Source organism: Citrobacter sp. TBCS-15 (assembly GCF_005280815.1).
Taxonomy (GTDB): domain Bacteria; phylum Pseudomonadota; class Gammaproteobacteria; order Enterobacterales; family Enterobacteriaceae; genus Citrobacter; species Citrobacter werkmanii.
The window spans coordinates 173,498-198,137 of sequence record NZ_SZWK01000289.1 but is presented as its reverse complement, the minus strand read 5'-3'; the positions used below and the strand labels follow the sequence as shown (position 1 = coordinate 198,137).

Below are 24,640 nucleotides of genomic sequence, written 5' to 3'. Positions count from 1 at the left end.
CCCCATTAGCGAATAGAAAAACCGTTTGTCAGCACGCAACGACGAGAGCGTGCGAAAGTACGTGCCGATGTTGTTCCTTCACCGGTTGGCGTCGCGATCGTGAAGGTGGTAAAGCCTTCACCACCCACGCCAATCCCGGCGTAAGAGGGGCCATTTTTCACAAAAATGGAGGTTTGAAGCGTGCGTGCGGCAAGATTCAAACGCGACACATTTTGTGAATGCATAATGGCGGTGTGATGCAATCCCTCTTCAACTTTCAGGGCCAACGTTAACGCACTGTCAAAATCGCTCACCGTGACGACGGGGAGCATTGGCATCAGTTGCTCGCTGGTAACCCACGGGTCGTCAGCCTTGACGAGACCTATCAGTAATCGAGGTGCTTTTGCCGGAACAGGTATTCCTGCGGCTTCCAGTAAGGTTGCCGGGCTTTTCCCTACCAGCTTTTTATTGGCCATGCCTTCGGGCAGACAGACTGCGCGCAGTTTGTCTACCTCTTCGCTAGTGAGAAGCAGCGCGCCAAAAGACTGCATTTGTTGAACCAGTCGTTCGGCAACGGCACCAACAACAATCAGGCTCTTCTCAGCAATGCAGGGGAGGTTGTAATCAAAGGATGCGCCGTTGATGATATCTTCCGCCGCCTTAACCAGGTCGGCAGTTTCATCGACAATACAGGGAGGGTTGCCTGCGCCTGCGCCAATGACTTTTTTCCCGCTTTTCATGCCCATAGCAACAATGCCAGGGCCACCGGTAATCGCCAGAACTGCAATTTTAGGGTGTGCCATCATCTGCTGGGTAGCTTCAAAAGTGGGTTCTGTGACCGTGACAACAAGATTCCGGATCCCGCAGCAGCGGAAAGCAATATCTTCAATCATGGCAATCAGTTTGAGTGAGACCGCTTTCGCGCCCGGATGCGGGCTAAAATAAACGCTGTTCCCCGCTGCCAGCATACTAATGCTGTTGTTAATTATGGTTTCCGTCGGGTTTGTACTGGGGGCGACGGAGCCAATCACGCCAAACGGTGAATACTCGAATAACACCATGCCGCCATCGCCGGTCAGTGCCGTGGTGGTGAGATCTTCGATTCCTGGAGTGTTGTCCAGCGCAGCTTTATTCTTGAGGAATTTATCCTCTTTGTTGCCCATTCCAGTTTCAGATGCGCTCTCAGCGGCCAGGGAAGCAAGATGAGGCGTCAGTTCTTCTCGCAGGGCGTGAATGATGGCGCTGCGGGTTTTTAATGGAGATTGCTGGTAACGTAAAAAAGCCTGATGAGCGGCATCGATAGCTTCGCCAACGAACGGAAAGATTCCGTTTCCTTTGGTTTCTGTTTTTGCCGGGGCGAGTTGTTCACTCAAAATGTTACGGATGAGGGTTTCAAGTTCTGAAGTATTCATTGATGTGTTCTCACGTTAATCGCCGCAATGGCCGTTTCTGCAATGTCCATATCCTGTTCAACGCTTCCCCCGCTGATGCCAAGACCCCCAAGAAGTAAACCTTCACGCCATAATGCGAACCCGCCGCCAAAGGTGACGACTTTTCCCTGCATATGGCTTTCCAGGCCGTAAAGCGCTGCGCCTGGTTGTACCGCAGACGTTAATTCATGCGTGGCGGTTTTCATCGCCACGGCGGTCCAGGCTTTTTTGGGTGCCAGTTCGCTACTGACGAGCAATGCGTCAGGCATACGCCAGGTCACCGTTTGGGTCCCGTTCGCATCAACAATGCTGATGACGACCGGAACCTGAAGTTCTTCTGCTCTCGTCACCGCAGCGCGAGTCAGTTGGTGGAGCTCCTGAAAAGACAGAGACATCGCCGGCTCCTTTATGGCTGATGTACGGATGGCGGAGAGATAGCGCTCAGCCACTTTCTGAATAATGTCGTTTTGATGGGCGTCATGATCTTCTGCTCGTGCGAGCGCATATAAGCAGTCGGACAGACGATTGATATAACGCATCAGAACGTGTCTGACGTCGATATCGGCAGAGAGCTCGACCAGTCGCCTCTCTGCGCGGCGGGCCAGCGTGCGGGCAAAGTGCAGACGGCTGGCGGCTTCGCTGCGGCCAGGTAAAATAAAGCTGTGCAGCGGCGGTACTCTACCCATCGCGGTATCGATGGCGGTTTCCAGCGCTGCAATTTCTTCTGAGCTGATGTAGCGCTGCTCTGGGTTTGGTTGTTCGCTCTCGCTGGCGAGTTCGGCGCTGAACCAAAAAAGCTGCAGTTGAATGTTTTCAAGTAACTGGCGGTGCTGTGGGCTTTTCGCCGCACAAATACACAGGCTAAGTGCCGCATTGAGTTCGTCCAGCGTCCCGTAAGCCTCGACGCGTGGATGCGTTTTGCTTACGCGTTGCCCGGTAAAGAGGGCCGTTGTACCGGCATCGCCAGTGCGGGTATAAATCGCCATAGTTCCTCCTAACGAGAAAGCGTGTCGACAATGCCGACAATAGCCAGATCGATGGCCTCATTTGGGCCGGAGAAAACGTGCCTGGCACTGGAGCCGCTGCTGAGTAAAACCAGTTCGCCGGTTCCCGCGCCGACAGAATCAACGGCGACTTCGTCCCCGGTCGTCGGGGAGGCTGGCAGCTCTCCGTCAGCACTCACCCGACGTACCAGTAACAGCTTCTTCCCGACCAGGGAGGGGGACTTTTGCGTGGAGACAACAACGCCTGTAACCCGTGCCAGATGCATAGCTCACTCCTGCTTAATTAATTGGACATTTCGCGTACTGACAGTTTCCTGAGCCAGCGCAGTGACGACACATCGACGGCGTAGCACTAAAACCGCATCGTGCAATTGGGCGACGTCGGCGTAACTGAGAAGTTTTTCAGGATGCAGAACGATGGCTCGCCCCAGTTCGTCACCAAATTCCAGCGGCAGACGCGCGAGTTTTTTCACGGGTACTGCGGGTAACAAGTGGTGATGTAGAGAAATTTTCACGCGGACTCCGTATGCCAGCGCTTCGTGGATCGTGACCACCGACATATTGGCGGAGCTGCTTTCGGCAATTTGTTCCAGCAGGAGCAGATCAGCCTGTAAAATGTGCAGCGACGAGTACTGGCAGCATAGTATCCGTGGGTCTATTTTCCGTAACTGCGCGACGCTAAGGGAGATCGTGCTTGCCGCGCGTTTTTTTAATCGGGAAACAACCTCCTCGATAATGCGTTGCAGCAGTTCGTTGTTCATCGTGAAGTCACCAATGTGGCGAATGCCTGAGGATTATCCGCCCCCGCAGCATTGGCTTCGTCGGTATCAATATGCATCTCAAGGCGCATATCCGGCGAAACGCGTACGGCGACGTTATCGAAAATCAGCCGGCGTTCATCGCCATTAATGGCGACCGAGACTTTATCGCCATGGGAAACCCGCAGGATCAGGGCATCGAGCGGCGACATATGGATATGCCGTTGAGCAACGATGACGCCGCATGTTAAGTCCAGTTCAGCAAATGGACTGACAAGGCGAATACCCGGCGTGCCCTGGATATTGCCCGACATACGCAGCGGGGCAGCAATACCTAGCGTACGGGCATCGGTACGTGAAATTTCAACCTGACTGGTGCTACGTAGCGGGCCGAGTAAACGCACATTTTTTAACTGTCCTTTAGGTCCGACCAGCGTGACGGTCTGCTCTGCAGCGTATTGGCCTGGCTGCAATAGCCCTTTTTTCTCGCTGATAGGCTGATTGGGAAACAAACGGACGTAATCTTCAGCGCAAAGATGAATATGACGATTAGAGATCCCCAGCGGAATAGGGCGCTCGCGCATTTCATCTAGAACTTTGGTGACCGTTGACTTGAGTTGCTGTTTATCCATCACGCTTTACCTCGTTTTCCAGAGTGCAGACAAAGAGAGCGGGGCTCACCTTTCTGGCGGGTACAGGCTGGGTCAAGGCACAGATTGCAGCTAATCAACTCCGCATTTTGCGGCGCTTCGGACGCTGTACTGTCCACCAATATCTCTTCTTGCGGCTCGACCTGGATGGGGGCGGGTGTTGGCTCTGCTTCCGGGGCAACGCTATGTGACAGGATTCCGTCCCCCGGTCTGGAAATGACTTTGTGAGCCACCAGCCCATCGCGTTGGTCAGCGAAATTGACACCGGTAGAAATGGCCGCCTGCACGGAGGCCACATCCCCGATTATCTTGATCACCGTCCAGCCTGAACCGTTGGTTTTTTCGAGGCCCACCAGCGTGATGGAGGCGGCTTTCGCCATGACGTCCGCGCAACTGATGGCTAATGCCAGACCACTAACTTCGAGTAATCCCAGTGATTGCTTCACGCTGTGCTCCTTGGTTGCAACGACTTATGCGGATTTAGGTAAAATGGCTTCAACGTCGCTGTGCGGACGCGGGATAACGTGGCAGGATTTAACCTCGCCAACGGCGCTTGCCGCTGCGCTTCCTGCATCTACTGCGGCTTTCACCGCGCCGACATCACCACGGACCATAACGGTGATCAGGCCTGAGCCGATTTTTTCGTAACCAACCAACTGCACGTTTGCGGATTTCACCATGGCATCAGCGGCTTCAATAGCGCCGACAAGCCCTTTTGTTTCAACCAGTCCCAGTGCGTTATTCATACTGCTTGTCTCCTGTGGGTTATGAGTGGCATTCCCGGAATGGAATGCCTTTAACCAGCCGCGCAGCGTTATTACCGATGCTGCGACGAGCGTGGTTATCTTGTTGATACATCAGCGTAAAAAGCGGCGCTGACGCGGGTAGGTTTTTGTAGTGCACGATCAGTTTTTCGCGACTGCAGCCAATGCCAACCAGCAGTGGCGACTGACATGCCGCGAGCCATGCGTTGTGCGTAACGTCGGTTGAATGGCCCTTCTGAATCACAAAGGGGATCCCTTCTTCTTCAATACCCAGCAGCACGTCGCTCCAGGCGTTGGCGCAGTCACCGGTGGTGAAGATAACGATGGCTGGCGTGTTGAGATTACTTTCCATGAGCGAACGCCTTGTGCCAGGAGAGAATCAGCCCGGTCGCAACCGCATTGCGCGGACCTTCGGTGCCACGAATGTTGCCGCGCCCGGCAACCAGGCGATAATGCGCCAGCGCATCGGTGACCAGTTGTGGTACTTCGAAGTCCAGGGATGAACCGCCAACCAGCACCACAAAGGGAATATCCCGAATGTTTCCGGTCGGACTCACCTGACGTAACGCTCTGAGCGCGTTGGTGACAAAAACGCGCTCCTTGGCGCTGCGGCGAATGGCCCGTACTTTCTCCAGCGCCAGTTCGCCTGGCAGGGGTACCAGCCCATCAGGTTTTACTACGCACACGCGGGCAAAAACCGTTGGCGGAAGAGGCTCAGGGAAGAACTGAACGCTGCCATCTTCGTGGCGAAGATGGAACAAGCTCTCAACTTTCGCCAGCGGGTACTTTTTGATCTCTTCGGCGAGATAACGGTCATCCAGCCCCAGTTCACGGGCAATAATCATCGTGACCATATCGCCCGCGCCCGCCAGGTGTGTGGCAATAATTTCGCCTTTCGGGTTGATGATGGAGGCGTCGGTCGATCCCGCACCGAGATCCAGAATAGCCAGTGGTCGCGTCGTGCCCGGAGTGGTTAAGGCCCCGAGTATGGCAGCTTCGGCTTCAGCCCCGCCAACCTGGACATCAATGTTGAGCTTTTGCGTGATTTCCTGAGCAATCATCGCCATTTGCAGACGGTCTGATTTCACCATTGAGGCAATGCCGACAGCCTGTTCCAGCGAAAATTCACCGGCAAGCCCGCCGGTCACGCTGACGGGAACCGAGGTATCAACCGCCAGTAGATCCTGAATAAAGATTTCCTGACTGGGTTTGTTGGTTAATTCAGCCATTGTCTGGCGTACATGCTCCAGCATGCCGCCAATATTGGTCCCCGCCTCGCCGGTGACGTTATCCAGTTTCGGGCACTCACCAACGGCTTTCATAATCGCGTCAGCGCCAGCAGCTACGTCGACGCGTACGGTGCGGCCTTGTGACTGTAGCTCCAGATTCCCGGCAGGAATGGCTCGTGCTTTCACATCGCCTGACGGCGTTTTCACCACCACGGCAGAGCGGTTGCCGATCAGCGCCCGCGCCATCGGGACAATGTTTTTAGTCTCGTCGGCATTGAGACCAAAAACGGTCGCAATCCCGTAGGGGTTAGAAAGCGTTTCAATGACCTTTCCTGGAACCGCGACTTCAATAGCAGCTAACATACCCAATGGGATACGGTCGATATGAAGCACTTCATCCACGATGGGCAGGGGGTGAGTCAGACGATTGCTGACCAACACGCCATCGTCTTGCTGCAAAATTACGCCAGTTAACTGGTATCCGGCGCGTACCGAGGCATTAATCATCGTGGCGACATCAGCGAAATCGAATGCTGATGACACCACCAAAATATAAGGTGTATCCGCCGGACGGCTGAGCAGGTCTTCCGGCGTAATAGTAATGCCAACACCCAGCCCGACACCGCCCGGCGTTTTAGGGTTATGGCCGATCATGGTGGATTCAGTGATGATGGTTTCGGTAATCGTTTCCATCGCCACGTCGCCAATGACCGGAGTGGCTTCATTAATACGGATGAGCGAAATATCGCTGACATTGATGCCGGCGTTTTTTGCTGCCAGCGTAAGTGCCTCCTGGATGCCAAACACATTACGCAATGTGCCTTTAATCCCGGTGGTTTCTGCCAGGGCGCTGTTGGTAATACTCAACGCTCCAGCCTCATCCAGGGTAGCCAGAGCGACTTCCGTTGATGAGTTACCTATGTCAATGCCAGCTATATATCGCATGATCCTGTCCCTGAGTTAGTCGTCACCTTTGAGTTTTTTACGCTCAACGTACAGCGCTGCCGCTTCACGAACGAAAGCCGCACAGATCTTTGCCTGATAACGATTTTCGAGATCGTCAGCGATAGCCATCAGCTCATCTTTAGTAGAGCGATACGGGCGTAGCGCGTTGTAGATCTCCAGGATGCGATCATCAGGTACAGCGGTTAGCTCTGCGGCGCGCTCAAAGTTCATCGCCAGCCTGTCACGCCCGGCATCTTTGGCGATTTCCGCCTGCAGGCGCAGCGTTTCAGGTGTGATGCGCATGTCCTGTGCCGTCACCTTGTTGCTCAGAACATTTTCGAGCGTGAAGTCATCCAGAGTTTTATTGGTCGCGGTTTTTACCCACTCAGGATGTTTATTCGCGAGAGGGTAATCCGTGACTTTCGCGGTATGTGCTGATGAACTTGCCGCAACCGGAGTAGCGGACTCGCTTTGCAGGCTGTTCATCCGGCTTAGCACATCCCGAACCATCGATTCAATTGCGTCGGTATTCATGGAGTTATCCTTTATCAAAGCGCCACGCGCAGTTCCTGCGGGTTTTTGCCCGTCACGACGTATTTGGTCTCTTTAATATGCAAAATGGCCGATTTCGCCTGGTACTTGGGGCGAGCCATCTGGTCATTCAGCGTAGGGACCGGTTGCGGAGATTCACGCTTGGCATAACGCGCGGCGTTTTTACCGATCTGACGATAGGTTTCCAGCGTCAGAAGCGGCGCCTGAGGGAACAGTTCCAGGTTAGAAAGCGGCGGTAACCCCTGCTGGTGGATAACCGTGGTGCCTTTTGACTGGATGCCGATAGAGATCCCGGAACCGCTCAGACGGTTGCCTTCCACGGCGACAAACGCGACATCAGAGGATTTAAAGCAGCGGATAACGCGTGCTTTAATGCCTTCCTCTTCAATCCCGGCAATCACTTCGCGCAAGATATTCTTATGCGGGATCCCGACGATATTGACAGTTTGTGAGAGCCCGAACGCCGGACCTACGGCAATAATCACTTCGTCCTGCTGCTGACCTTGTTTAGCTTCGCCAATCTCGGTCAGAAAACTGTCGGCCTGTACCGCTGTGGTCTGTGGCGCGCTTGCCGCTGACGATGTGCGGAATGAGACGGGTTTGTCGCTGGTCTGCATTTCAGACAGTACGTCTTCAATTATCTGGCGCAGCAGCTTTTCATTGATTTCCATTTTTCACCCCTTAGCCAAGTTCGTTGGGATCAAGTGCGCCAGGGATGTTTTTGATCTCTTCCCAGCGTTCGCCTTGCAGGCGATAACCTGTTGCCGGACCGGCATAGTCATTGACGTCATTTACTGCGGATAGCACCTGTCCGTCGCCAACGATAATGGCGGAGGTATGCAGATAATCCCCGGTTAACTTGGCTTTCTGGATGTTGAGCATGTCCTGAGCGACATCGGTAAACCCGCCCTGAGCAAGCGCTTTTACCACTTCCAGGCCGTTACGGTTTTTATTGATAATCTCTTGTGCGAACTTGATGTCTTCCACGATGTTGCGCTCCGGCATATCTTTCGAACCGTGGGCGTAGGTCGCAGCCTCCACTTCTTCATCCGTGATTGGTGGTAATCCCATCCCGGCAAATACTGCCTGTAGCGCACGCGCCGCTTTGTTACGAATGGCGATAACATCTTCTTCTCGAACCGGACGCAGACCGCCGTCCACTTTCAGGTCGCGCTGGATAACGTTGTAGTCATCAAAGTCTTCCGCATCTTCGTTGGAACCGGCGAACATGTTGTCGTAGTTCGGTACCGCGGAATAACCGGAAGAGATGAAGTCAGTACCTGGCAGGAACTGCATCAGCAGACGCGCGGTACGACGCATATCCGAGTGGGTAAAGGTCTGGTCGTTGCTGGAGGCGCATTCCAGATCCAGAGAAGAACAGATTAGGTTTTCGGCCAGAACCGCACGAATACCGGACGGTACGGCGGAAGGCACGCCGATGCAGCTTACTGAGCCGTTCTGCAAACCCTGCACGCCAGCAGCTTTGGTGATGTAAATGCAGCGTGCTTCCAGATAAAGCATTGATTTACCTTCGGCGTAACCCATCTGAACTTCTGAGCCAGAGCCGGAGGTAAAGCGCATTTTCAGGCCGCGAGAGGCGTAGGAAGAGGCGAGGAAGCCTTTCGACCATGGCGTGTCGTCGCCGTCGGTAAAGACGGGTTCTGTACCATAGACGGAGATAGTTTCCGCGTAGCATGTGTGGCCCAGCATGCCGAGCTTAAGTTCGGTCGCTTCTTCCAGCGAGCACTGAGTTAACACGCCAGGGCGTCCAACCTGTGAACCGACTAACAAGGCAATGGCGTTAAATGGCGCGTAGCGTGCGACGGCAACGGTCGTTTCCTGCTCGTCAAATCCGCGCCATGCGCCTTCTGCGGCGTCTGCGGCAATCTGTACCGGGTTATCTTTAACGTTAGTGACGTGCGCCTGTTGAGACGGAGTACGACGAGCACGCATTTTCTGCATGGCCATCATCATCTCGACGACGTTCATATGGGACACCACTTCGACAATTTTAGCTGGTGTCATTGCGGTGGTCAGCGGCACGATATCTTTGCGCTTCACGTTAGGGTCGCAAAGCATATTGGCTAGTTTGACCGAGTCCATTGCCATGACTTCTTCAGCGCGCGCCAGGTTAATGCCGTAGCGGGCAATGAAATGGTCAATTAAGTCAAATTCACTGGCGGATTTGCCATCCAGTTCAGTCACTGTTCCGTTGACGATTTTAATCGATGGTTTAGGGTCGTTCGGGCTTTCCATCGCAATGAAGCCTTCTTCGATCCACTCCTTAACGAAACCATCCTGATTCACAGGGCGTTTCGCCAGTGCTTCAAATCTTTTCGATCTCATGAATCAGCCTCACTGATATCAGATATAGGACGGACGATCGTTTTTCGGCTCTGAGCCGAGGGTCCCGAGTACGGTTTTACCGATTTCACGGGCGGAGATAACGGCCTGACGAACTGCGCCGGAATCACCTGATATGACCAGAATGGCTTCGTTGCTGAAGCTGGTGCCATGGGCCGGGGAGCTGTAGGCTACAACTTCCACATTGGCGGATTTCAACGCAGTATCAGCCATCAGGACACCTACGGAGGCTGGTGCACCGACAATCACACCACAGGCACGGCCAATCGGTGCGCCAAAGGCTTTTTCCAGCGCGTAGCTGGCGCGGGCGGTGTATTGCATCTCGATGTGACCGGCTTCGTTCGCATAAACATCGCCAAAGGTGCGATCCAGCTCTTTCAGCGCAACCTCAATTCCGCGTTTCACGTCGGAAACATCGTTGCCGCCGAGGATAATCAGCGAGCCGTGGCCCGCGCCGCCTTTGGTATCTCGTGGTAATTCAATACTGACGACTTCCGTATTTGTTGCTTTTACCGCTTCATCGGCGGCCATAATGTGCGGACCCGCGCCAGTACGGGCACCAAGGATTCCAATGGAGCGATAACGTTTTTCAAGTTTCATCGCGTCCAGTAAGGCGCTGTCTACGTTGGCGATTACCAGACCGACGGTGTCGCCAATCGCAGTACCGACAAACTCCGTTAAACTGCAGTTTTTCTCTGCCATAGCCGTTTCTCGTGTTGGGTGATTATTTTCAGGGATAGCCTGCTGTTCTGGGGTTGCCACGCGAGCAATCACCTGCGCCATGATCTGTTCAACCAGCTCATTGCTGCTCATTAGCTAATTCCCTTCGGTAAGATTTTTTCTACATCGGTATGAGGGCGTGGGATAACGTGTACGGCTTTCACTTCTCCCACATTACGGGCTGCGGCGGCACCGGCATCTGTTGCTGCTTTGACTGCGCCGACATCGCCGCGGACAATAACTGTTACCAGCCCCGAACCAATTTTTTCGTAGCCGACCAGCATTACATTGGCTGACTTCACCATTGCATCTGCGGCCTCTATGGCTGCAGTTAAGCCTTTGGTTTCTACCATTCCTAACGCTTCTTGTTGCATAAAGACCTCGCCTGGGTTGTCCCGATTTTCATGACTATAAAAAGAAGCGAGGAAAAAGAATGGCTGAGTTGAAAGTATGAGTGAAAAAATAGTGAGGATATGGTGATATAAAATTGCTGTGATTTATTGTATATATCTGTTTTTGTTGGTTGTTTTTTTATTTTTCCAATGTGAATATTTGGCTATGTTAATTCCATATTTACACTTTTGTTAGTGACATTAAAAATAGCATTTGCTATGCGAAAAAATGAAATTGTGATGGTTGTCTGAAATCATAATTCAGCCCATGACAATATTTTATTATTTTACAAATGTACCATTAATAGTGGATTCCCCAGTTTTTCGGCCTGTTTTAATAAAGGAGACAGCAAGAATTTGCTATCTCAACACGATTTTGAGGGGCCAGTCGCCTTCATATTGCCAACAATTTGCCGACACGGCTTTTTATAGTAAGCCTCGAAGTATTCTACGTGCCAGCAAGGAGTCCGCTGGTAAAGACACGAACTCTGCTTAGAAGGTGTCACAATGAACGATTTACTAAAAGCGCAATGCATTGCTGAGTTTTTGGGTACCGGGCTGTTTTTGTTTTTTGGCATCGGATGCCTGAGCGCACTTAAAGTCGCGGGTGCCAGTTTGGGGTTATGGGAGATCTGCATCATATGGGGGTTGGGGATCTCGCTTGCCGTTTACCTGACGGCAGGGATTTCTGGCGCGCATCTCAATCCTGCAATCACCATCGCCCTGTGGTTATTTGCCTGTTTTCCGGGGCGCAAAGTATTGCCATACACCGTAGCGCAGGTTGCGGGTGCCTTTGGCGGCGCGTTGCTAGCCTATCTGCTGTACGGAAGTTTATTTACCGAGTATGAGTCGGCACATCAAATGGTGCGCGGCAGCCTTGAAAGCCTGCAACTGGCCAGTATTTTTAGTACTTATCCAGCGGCGGCGCTCAGCGTCTGGCAGGCTGCGCTGGTCGAAGTAGTGATCACTTCCATTCTGATGGGCATGATCATGGCGCTTACCGATGACGGTAATGGCGTCCCCAGAGGGCCGTTGGCACCTTTATTAATTGGCATTCTGGTGGCTGTTCTCGGTGCATCTACCGGGCCGCTCACCGGATTTGCGATGAACCCGGCACGTGATTTTGGTCCAAAATTGTTTGCATGGATGGCCGGTTGGGGAGATGTGGCGATGACCGGCGGGCGTGATATCCCTTATTTCATCGTACCGATTGTGGCCCCTGTCATCGGTGCTTGCGCGGGCGCAGCAATTTATCGTTATTTTATTGGCAAAAATTTACCGTGTAATACGTGTAAGCTGGAGAAAAATGAGAGCTAGCTTCACGGAAAATGTTTATTTTTGAAGCGTAAAAACTGTTTTCGTGATCCGGTTTCCTGAACCGCTGAAAAAGTCTCCCCACAATGGGAGACTTTTGTTATGTTCGATGATGACTTTCATCAGCGCCTAGGAAAGCGAGATGAAAATGAATGTGTAAATAGTATGTTTTATTTATAACAATAAATTAACTGAGAGGTTTTATCATGATTTCTGCGAGTGCCCTGAACTCAGAACTCATTAATAAAATCGCACAGGATTTTGCGCAGGCCACCAGTCTGGCTGTTGTGGTTGTCAATATTCACGGTGATGAAATTTCTGAGCTTTTTAATTTCACCCCTTTTTGTCAGTTGATGCGCCAGCATCCTCAGCACAGTACCCGTTGTCGTATGAGCGATCGCTGTGGAGGACTGGAAGCTTCAAAATCCGATCAACCCTGCATCTATCGCTGCCACGCGGGGCTTACCGACTTCTCAATTCCGCTGGTCATAGCGGGTCATCTGGTTGGGTTTGTATTGTGTGGTCAGGTGCGTTTAAGTAACGATGTCGGCCTGGTTGATATCCTGAACGTCGATGACCGCTGGCAAGCCGATCCCGAACTGCTAAGTGAATTTCGGAATGTGCCGGAGATGGACTATTCGCGAGTCATCGCCTCGGCGGACCTGCTAAAGCTCATCGTAGAAAATTGTCTTAAGAAACAACTTAATTTTGTGGTTATCAAGGATAACCCACAGCAGGCAGAGCCTGTACGCGCTAACCGAGCACCGAATCCTCACGACAGCAAAATGAAAAAAGCGCTGCGCTATATTGATGCGCATTTGTCAGATGAGTTACGCCTGGAGGATGTTGCGTCTCATGTTTACCTTAGCCCTTACTATTTCAGTAAATTGTTCAAAAAATATCAGGGTATCGGATTTAACGCCTGGGTAAATCAACAGCGAATGGCGAGTGCCAAAGAGTTGCTCTGTCATAGTGACTGGAGCATAGCCAGCATTGCGCGTAATTTAGGCTTTTCACAAACCAGTTATTTCTGCAAAGTATTCCGCCAGACGTATCAGGTTACGCCACAGGCATTTCGCCAGCAAATAAATGTCATTTCACGCGGTGAGTCCGCTTAAATAGCAATATTTTGCTATTGCCGATTTTTGATATAGGGCGCTATGTCAGTCACTATAAAATGAAAAGTAACAACAGCAGTCAATAAATTGTCATAGCGCAACAAAATAATAGTATTAGAGGGATAAACTGCACCAGTTTTTATTTTTGTGATGAGATACAGTGTCTGTGTGCATGACTTTCTTTATTCTTTGCAGATACTTTCATTCAAAATGTGAACATGTGAATAAGTGGGTTTATGCCAGATAATTGGCTGAATGAACCCGGAAAGATATTAAATTGAATTATTGTCATGAGGTCGTGAATTTACCTCATAACAGGGAGCTTAATTACGGCTCCTGAACTGACAGGTTTGCCACATTTGTGGTAGGGAAGGGGGTGAGAATCCCCCGCAGCCCCCGCTGCTGTGATGCTGACGACCCCGTATGGACCACTGATCGCAAGATTGGGAAGGACGGGTGAGGATGACGCTAAGCCAGAAGACCTGCCTGTCAGTGACTACCAACAACTTCGGTGGGAAGTGGGTGGTTCAGATGCATACAGTCGAGAGACTGGGTATCTCTACACCCCTACCACCCTGAACAGGATCAGGGTATGGCGGCCAATTTTCACGCATTTGTTCTTGCAGGTACCGGAAGCGGCTGTGGTAAAACCACGGTGACGCTGGGCTTGTTGAGCTTGTTGAAAAAACGCGGTTTACGCGTCCAGCCTTGCAAAGTGGGGCCTGATTACCTTGATACCGGCTGGCATACAGCGGTATGCGGTACCGCTTCCCGCAATCTTGATAGCTTCATGCTTCCCGCTTCCACTCTCAATGCTTTATTCCGCGAGCAGATGCAACATGCCGATATCGCCGTGATTGAAGGCGTGATGGGGTTGTATGACGGTTATGGTACCGACCCGAACTACTGCAGTACCGCCGCGATGGCCAAACAGTTAGGTTGCCCGGTCATCTTACTGGTTGATGGTAAAGCCGTTTCCACCTCGATAGCCGCAACGGTAATGGGTTTTCAGCATTTTGATCCCACGCTGAACATCGCCGGGGTGATCGTTAATCGGGTTAACAGCGAAACGCATTATCAGCTGCTGAAGGTGGCGATTGAGCGTTACTGTTCCGTTCCTGTATTAGGCTACGTTCCGCGGATGGAAGGCGTTGCGCTTCCAGAGCGTCATCTGGGACTGGTTACTGCACGTGAGTCTGTTATCAATCAGCAGCCGTGGCAGGCCTTTGCCGCGACGCTGGAGCAGACGCTGGATATTGATGCTCTACTGAAATTAAGCCAGCTAAACACCCTTCCTGCGGGTGAATGGCCTGCGCTTCCCGCTACTGACGCCGGAGAAGGGTTAACGCTTGCTATCGCTGATGATGAAGCGTTCAACTTTTATTACCCGGACAATATCACTTTGCTTGAACGCACTGGGCTGAAGATTGTCCGTTTTAGTCCGTTGCACGACACCTGTTTACCCGATTGTCAGATGATCTGGCTGGGGGGCGGATACCCTGAGTTACATGCTGCGGCGCTGGCCCGCAATGTCTCGATGCTGAAGCAATTGCGAGCCGCCCATCAGCGCGGCGTCGCGATTTATGCCGAGTGTGGCGGGCTGATGTATCTCGGCAGTTCGCTGGAGGACAGCCACGGTGATCGCTGGCTGATGGCGGATATCATTCCCGGTCATAGCAAAATGGGGAAACGTCTGACCCGATTTGGTTACTGTGAAGCGCAGGCCGCACAGCAAACCTTATTAGCCGCAAAAGACGAAGTGCTGCGTGGACATGAATTCCACTATTCCGATTTCACTCCTGAGACACCTGCGGTGATGCACTGTCGCAAAATGCGCGATGGCAAAACGCTGCAGGCCTGGTCCGGTGGCTGGCAGGTCGGAAACACCTTCGCCAGCTACCTGCACGTTCATTTTGCCCAACGTCCGCAGATGCTTAACCATTGGTTGGCAGCCGCGAGGAATGCGCTATGACAATCCTTGCGTGGTGTGTTGCCTGGCTGCTTGATTTTATTATCGGCGATCCGCAGAACTGGCCGCATCCGGTGCGCTGGATTGGCAATCTGATTTCTGCGGTGCAGCGAATTATCCGGCGTTATTGCCATAGCGATCGTGCGTTGCGTATTGGTGGCGCGGCGATGTGGGTAGTGGTGGTTGGCCTGACCTGGACTGTCTCCTGGGGCGTACTGGTGCTGGCGCAATCTATTCATCCCTGGCTTGGTTGGGTGGTAGAGGTTTGGATGATCTTTACCGTGCTGGCGGGGCGCTGTCTGGCGAACGCCGCGCAGGATGTCGAACGTCCGTTGCGTGCCGGTAACCTTGCCGCAAGTCGGGAAAAGTTATCTTGGATCGTAGGTCGCGATACCTCGCAATTACAACCTCAGCAGATCAATCGTGCCGTGGTGGAAACCGTGGCCGAAAACACCGTTGATGGCATCATCGCGCCGCTGTTTTTCCTTCTTCTCGGCGGCGCGCCTTTGGCGATGGCCTACAAAGCGGTAAATACCCTTGACTCCATGGTGGGTTACAAACATGAAAAATACCGCGCTATCGGTATGGTCAGCGCGCGTCTGGATGATGTCGCAAATTATATTCCTGCGAGACTGAGCTGGCTGTTGCTGGGCGCGGCTGCATTTTTATGCCGTCAGGACGGTTCGCGTGCTTTGCAGATCGGCTGGCGCGATCGCTACAACCACAGCAGCCCAAACTGTGCGTGGTCGGAGGCCTCCGTTGCCGGGGCATTAGGTATTCGTCTGGGTGGCCCTAATGACTACTTTGGCGAGCGCGTTGAGAAACCGTGGATCGGTGATGCACAACGCGACATTTCGGTAGACGACATTTCCCATACGATTCGATTGATGTGGGTGGCATCGACGCTGGCACTGGCGCTGTTTATCGCGCTGCGGTGGCTGCTGGTCGGTGTAGCCTGAGGACAACACTATGCAATATATCCAGCAACCCCAGGCTATTGAGGCCAAAAGTTTCGACATTATTGGCGAGATTATCCGTGAAACCCGTCCGGACTATCAGTTTGCCAGTCCGTTGCATGAAGCCATTATCAAGCGGGTCATTCACACCACCGCGGATTTCGACTGGCTGGACATTCTGTGGTTTTCCAGTGATGTGCTGGAGCAGTTCTGCGCGGCGCTTAGACGTTCGAGCGTAATTTATACCGATACCACGATGGCCCTTTCCGGGATCAATAAAACGCTGCTGGCAAAATTTGGCGGTGAGTGCCGCTGCTATATCAGCGATCCACGGGTCGTACGAACGGCAAAAGAGCAGGGGATCACCCGTTCAATGGCGGCTGTCGATATTGCGGTGAAAGAAGAGGGGGAAAAGCTGTTTGTCTTTGGCAATGCGCCGACAGCGCTGTTCCGTCTGCTTGAGCATGATGTTGCCGTCAGCGGTGTGGTTGGTGTACCGGTCGGGTTCGTGGGTGCTGAGGAGTCGAAAGATGCGCTGACCCAAAGCAACCTCCCGGCCATTGCTGCGTTAGGACGTAAAGGGGGAAGTAACGTCGCCGCTGCTATCGTCAACGCCATGCTTTATCACATGCAGGGGGCGCGATGAGCGAGGCCTTCGATACACCGGTGTGGCACAACGGTAAAGCGCTGCGTAAAGGATATACCACGGGATCGTGCGCGACGGCGGCTGCAAAAGTGGCGGCGCTGATGGTATTGCGCCAGCACCTGATCCATCAGGTTTCCATCGTGACGCCTTCCGGGGTGACGCTGTGCCTGAACGTCGAATCGCCGCATATCGAAGGGCAGCAGGCGATAGCCGCGATCCGTAAAGACGGTGGCGATGATGTCGATGCCACGCATGGGATGCTGATTTTTGCCCGCGTGACGTTAGATGATAGTGGCGTGATCGCCTTACAGGGCGGTGAAGGGGTCGGTACGGTTACCCGCAAAGGGATCGGTCTACCGGTGGGGAGTTCGGCGATTAACCGCACACCTCGCCAGACCATTGAGTCGGCGGTACGTGAAGCGATTGGTCCAAATCGTGGGGCGCAGATTGAAATCTTCGCGCCGGAAGGCGAAGAGCGGGCGCAAAAAACTTACAACTCGCGCCTTGGCATTCTGGGTGGTATTTCGATTATTGGCACCACGGGTATCGTCACGCCAATGTCGGAAGAAAGCTGGAAGCGTTCTCTGTCGCTGGAGCTGGAAATTAAACGCGCGGCGGGTCTGGATCGCGTGGTTCTGGTGCCTGGAAACCACGGTGAACGTTTTGTTCGCGAACAGATGGGCATCGACACCCAGGTTGTGGTCACCATGAGCAACTTTGTCGGCTACATGATTGAAGAAGCCGTCCGTCTGGGATTTCGGCAAATCGTGCTGGTGGGACATCCCGGGAAACTTATCAAAATCGCGGCGGGGATCTTCCATACCCACAGCCATATTGCCGATGCGCGCATGGAAACGCTGGTGGCCCATCTCGCGTTGCTTGGCGCGCCGCTGGAACTGCTGAGGCTGGTCAGCGACTGCGATACTACCGAAGCGGCGATGGAACACATCGACGCGTACGGCTTTCAGCATATTTATAACCATCTGGCGGAGCGTATCTGCATGCGCGTTCTGCAAACGTTGCGCTTTACCAAAAATCCCCCGACCTGCGACGCCATCATGTTCTCGTTTGACAATCAGGTGCTTGGCAGTAATCGCCCGATCGCTGAAATTGCTGAGGAGATGCAATGTTAACCGTTGTGGGAATGGGACCCGCGGGTTTGCATTTGATGACGCCTGCGGCGCGTGAAGCGGTCGCAACGGCTGATGTGCTGGTCGGCGGAAAGCGGCATTTGCAGCAATTCCCGGATTTTACCGGTGAACGGTTTGCTCTTGGCGCCAATATTGCGGAGCTCCTGAACTGGGTAACTGCGCACCAGGATAAGCATGTCGTCGTGCTGGCGTCTGGCGATCCGCTGTTTTACGGCATTGGGACGCGCATGGTGGCGCATTTTGGCATCGGGCAGGTACGCATAATTCCCGGTATTAGCGCGGTGCAGTATCTGTGCGCGCAGTCCGGTATCGATATGAACGATATGTGGCTGACCAGTAGCCACGGGCGCAGCGTCTGTTTCGATGAGCTGGCCCGACATAACAAGGTGGGGATGGTAACAGATGCGTTGTGCGGCCCACGTGAAATCGCACAGGAGCTAATCACTCGAGGCAAGGGACATCGCTGGATGGTCATTGGCGAAAACCTGGCGATGGAAAACGAGCGGATCCATGTCCTGCCTGTGAGTGAAATTAACGCCGACTATGACATGAATGCAGTGGTGATCCTTGATGAAAGATGAGCTGTTTCTGCGTGGAGAAAAGGTGCCGATGACCAAAGAAGCGGTACGCGCACTTGCCCTCTCAAAACTTGAATTACACCGTGCCAGTCACCTGATTGATATTGGGGCGGGAACCGGCAGCGTGTCGATAGAAGCGGCGCTGCAATATCCCGGATTGCGCGTGACGGCAATCGAACGTAACCCGGCGGCGCTCAGGTTGCTGGATGAAAATCGCCAGCATTTTGCTTGCGCAAATATCGACATTTTTCCCGGCGTTGCGCCGATGACCATCGCCGAAAAAGCCGATGCCATTTTTATGGGTGGCAGCGGTGGGCATCTGACCGATCTCATTGACTGGTCGATGCGTCAACTGCATCCCGCCGGGCGGCTGGTCATGACGTTTATCCTCCAGGAAAACCTCAACACCGCGCTGGTTCATCTGGACCATCTGGGCGTACAGGGAGTGGATTGCCTGCAGCTACAGGTTTCCTCGCTTACCACGCTTGGCAGTGGTCATTATTTCAAACCGAATAACCCCGTATTTGTTATCGCCTGTCAGAAGGAAGGAAACCATGTCTGAGATTTTTGATCCCCGTAGCGTGTGGTTCGTTGGCGCAGGTCCTGGCGATCGCGAGCTGATTACCCTCAAAGGTTACCGTTTGCTACAACAGGCGCAGGTGGTTATCTACGCTGGATCGCTGATTAACACCGAACTGCTGGAATATTGTCCCGCCGATGCTGAATGTCACGACAGCGCTGAACTGCATCTGGAGCAGATCCTCGATCTGATGGAAGCTGGCGTGAAGGCTGGCAAGACCGTGGTGCGTCTGCAAACTGGCGATGTCTCACTGTACGGTTCCGTCCGCGAGCAGGGCGAGGAACTGACCAAACGCGGGATCGACTGGCAGGTGGTGCCCGGTGTCAGCGCCTTCCTCGGTGCGGCGGCAGAACTCGGCGTGGAGTACACCGTGCCTGAAGTCTCACAAAGCCTGATCATTACCCGTCTGGAAGGGCGCACGCCGGTCCCCGAGCGCGAACAGCTGGAGTCGTTTGCCAGTCACCAGACATCTATGGCGATTTATCTGTCCGTTCAGCGTATTCATCGGGTGGCCGAGCGTTTAATTGAAGGTGGTTATCCGGCGACCACGCCAGTGGCGGTGATCTACAAAGCGACCTGGCCGGAAAGCCAGACCGTGCGCGGTACCCTTGCGGATATTGGCGACAAGGTGCGCGATGCGGGCATCCGCAAAACGGCCCTGATTCTGGTCGGTAATTTCCTGGGCTCGGAGTATCACTACTCCAAACTCTATGCGGCGGACTTTAGCCATGAATACCGTAAAGCCTGAGTCAATTGCGCTTTTTTGCCTGACGCCAGGCGGCGTTGTGCTGGCGAAACGTCTGGCGGCTATGCTGCCGGTCACCTGTTTTACCAGTGAAAAGCTGCTGGAGGAGGGGTTTATTCCCTTTGAAAACGGCTTTGCCAATACCGCCCGTGATGCGTTTATGAACTACTCGGCGCTGATTTTTATCGGGGCGACCGGCATTGCGGTTCGCGTGCTGGCTCCGCTGGTCAACGATAAATTTTGCGATCCGGCGGTGGTGGTCATTGATGAACGTGCCCAGCATGTCATCAGTCTGCTTTCCGGTCACGCGGGGGGCGCGAATGCGCTGGCGCGTTATCTGGCAGGCATGTTGGGGGCCGACCCGGTAATCACCACGGCGACGGATGTCAATGATATGGCGGCCCTGGATACACTGGCATTCCAGTTGAATGCGCGGATGAGTGATTTCCGTTCGGCGGTGAAGATCGTTAATCAGATGTTGGTCAGCAACAAACGGGTTGGCCTGTGGTGGGATGACGAACTGACGCAGGATGTCAGCCATTGTGATCGCCGTGGTTTTATCACGGTAACCGATCTCAATCAGCTTCCCGAACTGGATGCGCTGGTGTGTATCACCTTACGCACCAATTTACCCGATCTGCCTGTTCCGCACTGGAAGCTGGTGCCGCAGCGGGTTGTGGCTGGGATTGGTTGTCGCCGCGACACACCGTTCCCGCTGCTGGCTGCGCTGCTTGCCCGCCAACTTGAAGCCCAGCAGCTCGATCCGTTGGCACTAAAAGCCATTGGCAGTATCACGCTGAAAAAAGATGAGCAGGGCCTCATCCAGTTGGCCTCGTGCTGCCGCGTGCCTTTCGAAACCTTTACCGCTGACGCGCTGCGTGAGCATGAGCACCGTTTTCCGGCCTCATCGTTTGTTCGCAAAACGGTGGGGACAGGAAGCGTTTCTGGTCCTGCAGCCTGGCTGCTGAGCCACGGACAACTGTTAGGCGAGACCCTGCGAGAACAGGGCGTCACTATCACTTTGGGAGTTTCACACTGATGTTAAGCGTAATTGGAATTGGCCCTGGCTCGCAGGCAATGATGACCATGGAAGCCGTTGAAGCTTTGCAGGCAGCGGAAATTATCGTTGGCTATAAAACCTACACCCATCTGGTAAAGGCTTTCACAGGCGATAAGCAGGTGATCAAAACCGGAATGTGCAAAGAGATTGAACGCTGTCAGGCGGCGATCGAACTGGCGCAGGCGGGTCACAATGTGGCACTCATCAGCAGCGGTGATGCGGGGATTTACGGTATGGCCGGGCTGGTGCTGGAGCTGGTCAGTAAGCAAAAACTGGACGTTGAGGTCAGGCTTATACCTGGCATGACTGCCAGCATTGCCGCCGCCTCTTTGCTGGGCGCACCGTTGATGCACGACTTCTGCCACATCAGCTTAAGCGATCTGCTAACGCCATGGCCGGTTATCGAAAAACGCATTGTTGCCGCTGGCGAAGCCGACTTTGTTATCTGTTTCTACAACCCGCGCAGTCGGGGTCGCGAAGGACATCTGGCGCGCGCATTTGAGCTGCTTTCCGCCAGCAAGAGCGCGCAAACGCCGGTCGGTATTGTGAAGTCAGCCGGACGTAAAAAGCAGGAAAAATGGCTGACCACCTTGGGTGAAATGGACTTTGAGCCGGTTGATATGACCAGTCTGGTGATCGTTGGCAACAAAACAACCTACGTGCAGGACGGCCTGATGATCACGCCACGAGGTTATGTGCTGTGAATTACGGTGACGTGTTGGTCATGGGCGGTACCAGCGATGCGCGCATGCTGTGCCAGCAACTGGATGCGGCAAACGTGGCCTACACCCTGTCAGTTGCGACCCCGACGGGGAAGCAGCTGGCGGGAGACATCAAAGGTCAGGTGCGCTGCGGACGTCTGGAACGCGAGCAAATGATAGCCTGGCTGCAGGAAAATCGGACGCGCTGGGTGATTGACGCCTCGCATCCGTATGCCGAGGTGGTGAGCCGCAACATCATGAGCGCTTGTGAAGCGGCGGGCGTTCTGCTGAGCCGCTACCAGCGTCCTGAGCAGCTGAGTGGTTTAACCCACCCGCATCTGCATACCGTGCAGAGTATTCAGCAAGCCTGCGATGTTGCGCGACGCTTCGGTAAACGCGTGTTGCTCACCACCGGCAGTAAAGATTTAGCCATCTGGCGTGAAAGATTAGCGGAAAAAACGCTGCTGGCGCGTGTTCTGCCTGTACCTGAGGTCATTCAGCAATGCGCGGATCTGGGTTTTGGCGTCGGTGAGATCTTCGCCTTGTGCGGACCGTTTAGCGCCGAGTTCAACGCCGCGTTTTATCGTCAGTGTCAGGCTGATGTGGTGATCACCAAAGCATCCGGTGCGGAAGGTGGTTATCAGGAAAAAGTTCAACCCTGTCTGGATGCCGGTATCCCCTGCATCGTGATTACACGTCCGGCACCGTTGGTGACGGGAGAAGAGTTACTGGAAAGTCAGGCCGCATTTGGGGCGCGTTTAACGCGCTGGCTGGCCGCTGCTTAAGGAGTTAGAGATGAAAAAGGCGCTTCTGGTGGTCAGCTTTGGCACCAGCTATCACGACACTTGTGAGAAAAATATTGTGGCCTGTGAGCGCGATCTCGCGGCCAGTTGCCCGGATCGTGACCTGTTTCGGGCGTTTACCTCTGGGATGATTATCCGCAAGCTCAAGCAGCGTGATGGCATTGATATCGACACGCCGCTGCAGGCGCTGCAAAAGCTGGCGGAGCAGGGGTATCAGGATGTGGCTATTCAGTCACTGCACATCATCAACGGCGATGAATACGAAAAAATTGTCCGCGAAGTGCAAAGTATGCGTCCGCTGTTTTCTCGCCTGACGCTCGGCGTACCGCTGCTGAGCAGCCATGAAGATTACGCCCAGCTGATGCTGGCGCTGCAACAGCAGATGCCGCCGCTTGGCGAAAAGGAAAAAGTGGTGTTTATGGGGCACGGCGCCAGCCATCATGCCTTTGCCGCTTATGCCTGTCTCGACCATATGATGACGGCGCAGCGCTACCCGGCGCGGGTCGGGGCGGTAGAAAGCTACCCGGAAGTAGATGTGTTAATTGAGAGTTTGTCTCAGGAAGGGGTGACGGCGGTGCATCTGATGCCGCTGATGTTAGTTGCTGGCGACCATGCCATCAATGATATGGCCTCCGACGAAGACGATTCGTGGAAGACATTGTTTAATGCGGCCGGGATACGGGCTACGCCGTGGCTCAGTGGGTTGGGTGAGAATCCGGCGGTGCGCGCCATGTTTGTGGCGCATTTACAGCAGGCGCTGAATGTGGCTCTGGAGGAAGCGGCATGAGCGGAAAACTGTACGCATTAAGCACCGGGCCAGGCGCTTCCGATCTCATTACCGTGCGCGCCGCACGCACGCTGGGTCAGCTCGATATTCTCTATGCGCCTGCCGGGCGGAAAGGCGGCGATAGCCTGGCGCTGTCAATCGTGCGGGAGTATATCGGCGAGCAGACCGAAGTCCGCTGCTGCCATTTTCCTATGAGTGCCGACAGTGCTGAAAAAGAGGCAGTTTGGGATGAGGTTGCTGCCGCGCTGGTTCAGGAAGTGGAGGCCGGTAAACAGGTTGGTTTTATTACCCTTGGTGATGCCATGCTGTTCAGTACCTGGGTCTTTTTACTCCAGCGTATTGGCTGTCCTGACTGGTTGGAAATCGTTCCGGGCGTGACCTCTTTCGCCGCGATTGCCGCGCGTTCAAAAACGCCACTCGCCATGGAGCAACAGTCGCTGGCGGTGGTCTCCTGTACCGCGCCGGAAGCGGAAATCCAGCAGGCGTTAAAGCGGCATGACAGCCTGGTGCTGATGAAGGTGTACGGACGTTTTGCGCGCATCAAAGCATTACTGCAACAAGAGGGCTTGTTGAATTGCGCATTGATGATGTCTGAAGCCACGCTGCCAGGTGAGCAGTGCTGGCGTCATCTCAACGAAGTCAGCGACGATCGGCCGCTGCCTTATTTCTCGACCATTCTGGTTAATAAACAGTGGGAGTATGCACAATGAAGCTTGAACAACAGCTAAAACAGCTGTCTTTCAGCGGGTTGGCTGCGGCGCTATTACTGATGATTGTCCCTGAGCAAGCGTTCGCCATGCACATTATGGAAGGCTTCTTGCCGCCAATGTGGGCGCTGGCCTGGTGGCTGCTGTTTTTACCTTGCCTGTGGTACGGATTAGTGCGCTTGCGTCAAATAGTCCAGGAAGACAGCCACCAAAAAGTGTTACTGGCCCTGTGCGGCGCGTTTATTTTTGTGCTGTCGGCGCTGAAAATTCCTTCCGTTACCGGAAGCTGCTCGCATCCGACCGGTGTCGGCCTGGCGGTTATCCTGTTCGGACCGGGTGTGGTCGCTATTCTCGGTGCGATAGTCCTGCTGTTCCAGGCCTTGCTGCTGGCGCACGGCGGTTTAACGACGCTCGGGGCCAACGGCATGTCGATGGCGGTGATTGGCCCGGTAGTGGGTTACATGGTGTGGAAAATGGCCTGCCGCGCGGGGCTGCGCCGGGATGTCTGCGTCTTCCTGTGTGCCATGTTGGCGGATCTCGTCACCTATTTTGTTACTTCTGTTCAGTTGGGCGTTGCGTTCCCGGATCCGTCCGCTGGCGCAGTGGGGTCGATTGTGAAATTCATGGGCATTTTCTGCCTGACGCAGATCCCAATCGCGATTGCGGAAGGTCTGCTCACCGTAATGATTTATGACCAGCTAACCAAACGACAGTTGATAACCGCACAAGGACATTAAC

Annotated in this window: 29 protein-coding genes and 1 riboswitch; of the genes, 15 read left to right on the top strand and 14 right to left on the bottom strand. The window is 53.8% G+C overall.

Annotation, left to right across the window (positions count from 1 at the left end; all coding sequences use genetic code 11):
• Positions 1–5: 5 nt before the first annotated feature.
• Genes pduP through pduA form a run of 14 tightly spaced genes read right to left on the bottom strand, consistent with a single transcriptional unit; the run spans position 6 to position 10,769 of the window.
• Positions 6–1,391, bottom strand: coding sequence for a CoA-acylating propionaldehyde dehydrogenase PduP (gene pduP, locus FDW96_RS16765; protein ID WP_137365975.1), 1,386 nt, complete (start codon positions 1,389–1,391; stop codon positions 6–8).
• Positions 1,388–2,395 (bottom strand): two-domain cob(I)yrinic acid a,c-diamide adenosyltransferase PduO, encoded by a 1,008-nt coding sequence (gene pduO, locus FDW96_RS16760; protein ID WP_042307563.1) that lies wholly within the window; start codon positions 2,393–2,395, stop codon positions 1,388–1,390. The genes pduP and pduO overlap by 4 nt, the downstream gene beginning before the upstream one ends.
• 8 nt (positions 2,396–2,403) lie before the next feature.
• On the bottom strand, positions 2,404–2,679 hold the full coding sequence (locus FDW96_RS16755; protein WP_042307565.1) for a EutN/CcmL family microcompartment protein: 276 nt from the start codon (positions 2,677–2,679) through the stop codon (positions 2,404–2,406).
• Positions 2,680–2,682: 3 nt separating this feature from the next.
• Positions 2,683–3,174 (bottom strand): microcompartment protein PduM, encoded by a 492-nt coding sequence (gene pduM / locus FDW96_RS16750; RefSeq protein WP_137365974.1) that lies wholly within the window; start codon positions 3,172–3,174, stop codon positions 2,683–2,685.
• Complete coding sequence (locus FDW96_RS16745; RefSeq protein ID WP_042307570.1) at positions 3,171–3,803, bottom strand: phosphate propanoyltransferase; 633 nt, start codon at positions 3,801–3,803, stop codon at positions 3,171–3,173. The genes pduM and FDW96_RS16745 overlap by 4 nt, the downstream gene beginning before the upstream one ends.
• A complete protein-coding gene (locus tag FDW96_RS16740) occupies positions 3,803–4,267 on the bottom strand; it encodes a BMC domain-containing protein (protein WP_137365973.1) in 465 nt (154 codons plus the stop codon). The genes FDW96_RS16745 and FDW96_RS16740 overlap by 1 nt, the downstream gene beginning before the upstream one ends.
• Positions 4,268–4,291: 24 nt before the next feature.
• The gene (gene pduJ, locus FDW96_RS16735; protein WP_001057752.1) at positions 4,292–4,567 is read right to left on the bottom strand and encodes a propanediol utilization microcompartment protein PduJ; all 276 of its coding nucleotides are present in this window, start codon (positions 4,565–4,567) and stop codon (positions 4,292–4,294) included.
• Positions 4,568–4,586: 19 nt separating this feature from the next.
• On the bottom strand, positions 4,587–4,937 hold the full coding sequence (locus FDW96_RS16730; RefSeq protein WP_137365972.1) for a glycerol dehydratase reactivase beta/small subunit family protein: 351 nt from the start codon (positions 4,935–4,937) through the stop codon (positions 4,587–4,589).
• Positions 4,927–6,759, bottom strand: a complete 1,833-nt coding sequence (locus FDW96_RS16725) for a diol dehydratase reactivase subunit alpha (protein WP_137365971.1) — start codon at positions 6,757–6,759, stop codon at positions 4,927–4,929. The genes FDW96_RS16730 and FDW96_RS16725 overlap by 11 nt, the downstream gene beginning before the upstream one ends.
• Positions 6,760–6,774: 15 nt before the next feature.
• Positions 6,775–7,293 (bottom strand): propanediol dehydratase small subunit PduE, encoded by a 519-nt coding sequence (pduE, locus tag FDW96_RS16720; protein WP_042307577.1) that lies wholly within the window; start codon positions 7,291–7,293, stop codon positions 6,775–6,777.
• Between the two features lie 14 nt (positions 7,294–7,307).
• On the bottom strand, positions 7,308–7,982 hold the full coding sequence (gene pduD / locus FDW96_RS16715) for a propanediol dehydratase medium subunit PduD (protein ID WP_042307579.1): 675 nt from the start codon (positions 7,980–7,982) through the stop codon (positions 7,308–7,310).
• 10 nt (positions 7,983–7,992) lie between these two features.
• Positions 7,993–9,657, bottom strand: a complete 1,665-nt coding sequence (pduC, locus tag FDW96_RS16710; protein ID WP_042307581.1) for a propanediol dehydratase large subunit PduC — start codon at positions 9,655–9,657, stop codon at positions 7,993–7,995.
• 18 nt (positions 9,658–9,675) lie between these two features.
• Entirely contained in the window at positions 9,676–10,488 is an 813-nt protein-coding gene (pduB, locus tag FDW96_RS16705) for a propanediol utilization microcompartment protein PduB (RefSeq protein ID WP_042307583.1), read from the bottom strand.
• The gene (pduA, locus tag FDW96_RS16700; protein WP_003030255.1) at positions 10,488–10,769 is read right to left on the bottom strand and encodes a propanediol utilization microcompartment protein PduA; all 282 of its coding nucleotides are present in this window, start codon (positions 10,767–10,769) and stop codon (positions 10,488–10,490) included. Before pduA ends, pduB begins: the two co-directional genes overlap by 1 nt.
• A 525-nt stretch (positions 10,770–11,294) precedes the next feature.
• On the opposite strand from pduA, the gene pduF reads away from it, so the two are divergent.
• From pduF to cbiM, 15 genes are all read left to right on the top strand, one after another.
• Positions 11,295–12,104 carry a propanediol diffusion facilitator PduF gene (gene pduF / locus FDW96_RS16695; RefSeq protein ID WP_137365970.1) on the top strand — a complete coding sequence of 270 codons (810 nt, stop codon included), beginning with the start codon at positions 11,295–11,297 and terminating at the stop codon, positions 12,102–12,104.
• Positions 12,105–12,307: 203 nt separating this feature from the next.
• On the top strand, positions 12,308–13,219 hold the full coding sequence (pocR, locus tag FDW96_RS16690) for a regulatory protein PocR (protein ID WP_137365969.1): 912 nt from the start codon (positions 12,308–12,310) through the stop codon (positions 13,217–13,219).
• A gap of 329 nt (positions 13,220–13,548) precedes the next feature.
• Positions 13,549–13,724, top strand: a riboswitch (cobalamin riboswitch).
• A gap of 87 nt (positions 13,725–13,811) precedes the next feature.
• Positions 13,812–15,191: a cobyrinate a,c-diamide synthase gene (locus tag FDW96_RS16685; protein WP_079223619.1), complete on the top strand. Its 1,380-nt coding sequence runs from the start codon at positions 13,812–13,814 to the stop codon at positions 15,189–15,191.
• Entirely contained in the window at positions 15,188–16,147 is a 960-nt protein-coding gene (gene cbiB, locus FDW96_RS16680; RefSeq protein WP_137349975.1) for an adenosylcobinamide-phosphate synthase CbiB, read from the top strand. Before FDW96_RS16685 ends, cbiB begins: the two co-directional genes overlap by 4 nt.
• Positions 16,148–16,157: 10 nt before the next feature.
• Entirely contained in the window at positions 16,158–16,790 is a 633-nt protein-coding gene (locus tag FDW96_RS16675) for a cobalt-precorrin-8 methylmutase (protein ID WP_137349976.1), read from the top strand.
• Positions 16,787–17,923: a cobalt-precorrin-5B (C(1))-methyltransferase CbiD gene (cbiD, locus tag FDW96_RS16670; protein WP_038641657.1), complete on the top strand. Its 1,137-nt coding sequence runs from the start codon at positions 16,787–16,789 to the stop codon at positions 17,921–17,923. Before FDW96_RS16675 ends, cbiD begins: the two co-directional genes overlap by 4 nt.
• Positions 17,917–18,522, top strand: a complete 606-nt coding sequence (locus FDW96_RS16665) for a cobalt-precorrin-7 (C(5))-methyltransferase (RefSeq protein WP_042307592.1) — start codon at positions 17,917–17,919, stop codon at positions 18,520–18,522. The genes cbiD and FDW96_RS16665 overlap by 7 nt, the downstream gene beginning before the upstream one ends.
• Positions 18,512–19,081 carry a decarboxylating cobalt-precorrin-6B (C(15))-methyltransferase gene (locus FDW96_RS16660; RefSeq protein WP_042307594.1) on the top strand — a complete coding sequence of 190 codons (570 nt, stop codon included), beginning with the start codon at positions 18,512–18,514 and terminating at the stop codon, positions 19,079–19,081. Before FDW96_RS16665 ends, FDW96_RS16660 begins: the two co-directional genes overlap by 11 nt.
• Positions 19,074–19,847: a cobalt-precorrin-4 methyltransferase gene (locus tag FDW96_RS16655; RefSeq protein ID WP_042307599.1), complete on the top strand. Its 774-nt coding sequence runs from the start codon at positions 19,074–19,076 to the stop codon at positions 19,845–19,847. Before FDW96_RS16660 ends, FDW96_RS16655 begins: the two co-directional genes overlap by 8 nt.
• A complete protein-coding gene (gene cbiG, locus FDW96_RS16650) occupies positions 19,828–20,883 on the top strand; it encodes a cobalt-precorrin 5A hydrolase (protein WP_042307600.1) in 1,056 nt (351 codons plus the stop codon). Before FDW96_RS16655 ends, cbiG begins: the two co-directional genes overlap by 20 nt.
• Positions 20,883–21,608, top strand: a complete 726-nt coding sequence (locus FDW96_RS16645; RefSeq protein WP_003030278.1) for a precorrin-3B C(17)-methyltransferase — start codon at positions 20,883–20,885, stop codon at positions 21,606–21,608. The genes cbiG and FDW96_RS16645 overlap by 1 nt, the downstream gene beginning before the upstream one ends.
• Positions 21,605–22,390 (top strand): cobalt-precorrin-6A reductase, encoded by a 786-nt coding sequence (locus FDW96_RS16640; RefSeq protein WP_137365968.1) that lies wholly within the window; start codon positions 21,605–21,607, stop codon positions 22,388–22,390. Before FDW96_RS16645 ends, FDW96_RS16640 begins: the two co-directional genes overlap by 4 nt.
• 10 nt (positions 22,391–22,400) lie before the next feature.
• Positions 22,401–23,195 (top strand): sirohydrochlorin cobaltochelatase, encoded by a 795-nt coding sequence (locus FDW96_RS16635; RefSeq protein ID WP_042307607.1) that lies wholly within the window; start codon positions 22,401–22,403, stop codon positions 23,193–23,195.
• The gene (locus FDW96_RS16630) at positions 23,192–23,905 is read left to right on the top strand and encodes a cobalt-factor II C(20)-methyltransferase (RefSeq protein WP_137349977.1); all 714 of its coding nucleotides are present in this window, start codon (positions 23,192–23,194) and stop codon (positions 23,903–23,905) included. The genes FDW96_RS16635 and FDW96_RS16630 overlap by 4 nt, the downstream gene beginning before the upstream one ends.
• Positions 23,902–24,639 (top strand): cobalt ECF transporter S component CbiM, encoded by a 738-nt coding sequence (gene cbiM / locus FDW96_RS16625; RefSeq protein ID WP_061381969.1) that lies wholly within the window; start codon positions 23,902–23,904, stop codon positions 24,637–24,639. Before FDW96_RS16630 ends, cbiM begins: the two co-directional genes overlap by 4 nt.
• Position 24,640 lies beyond the last annotated feature (1 nt).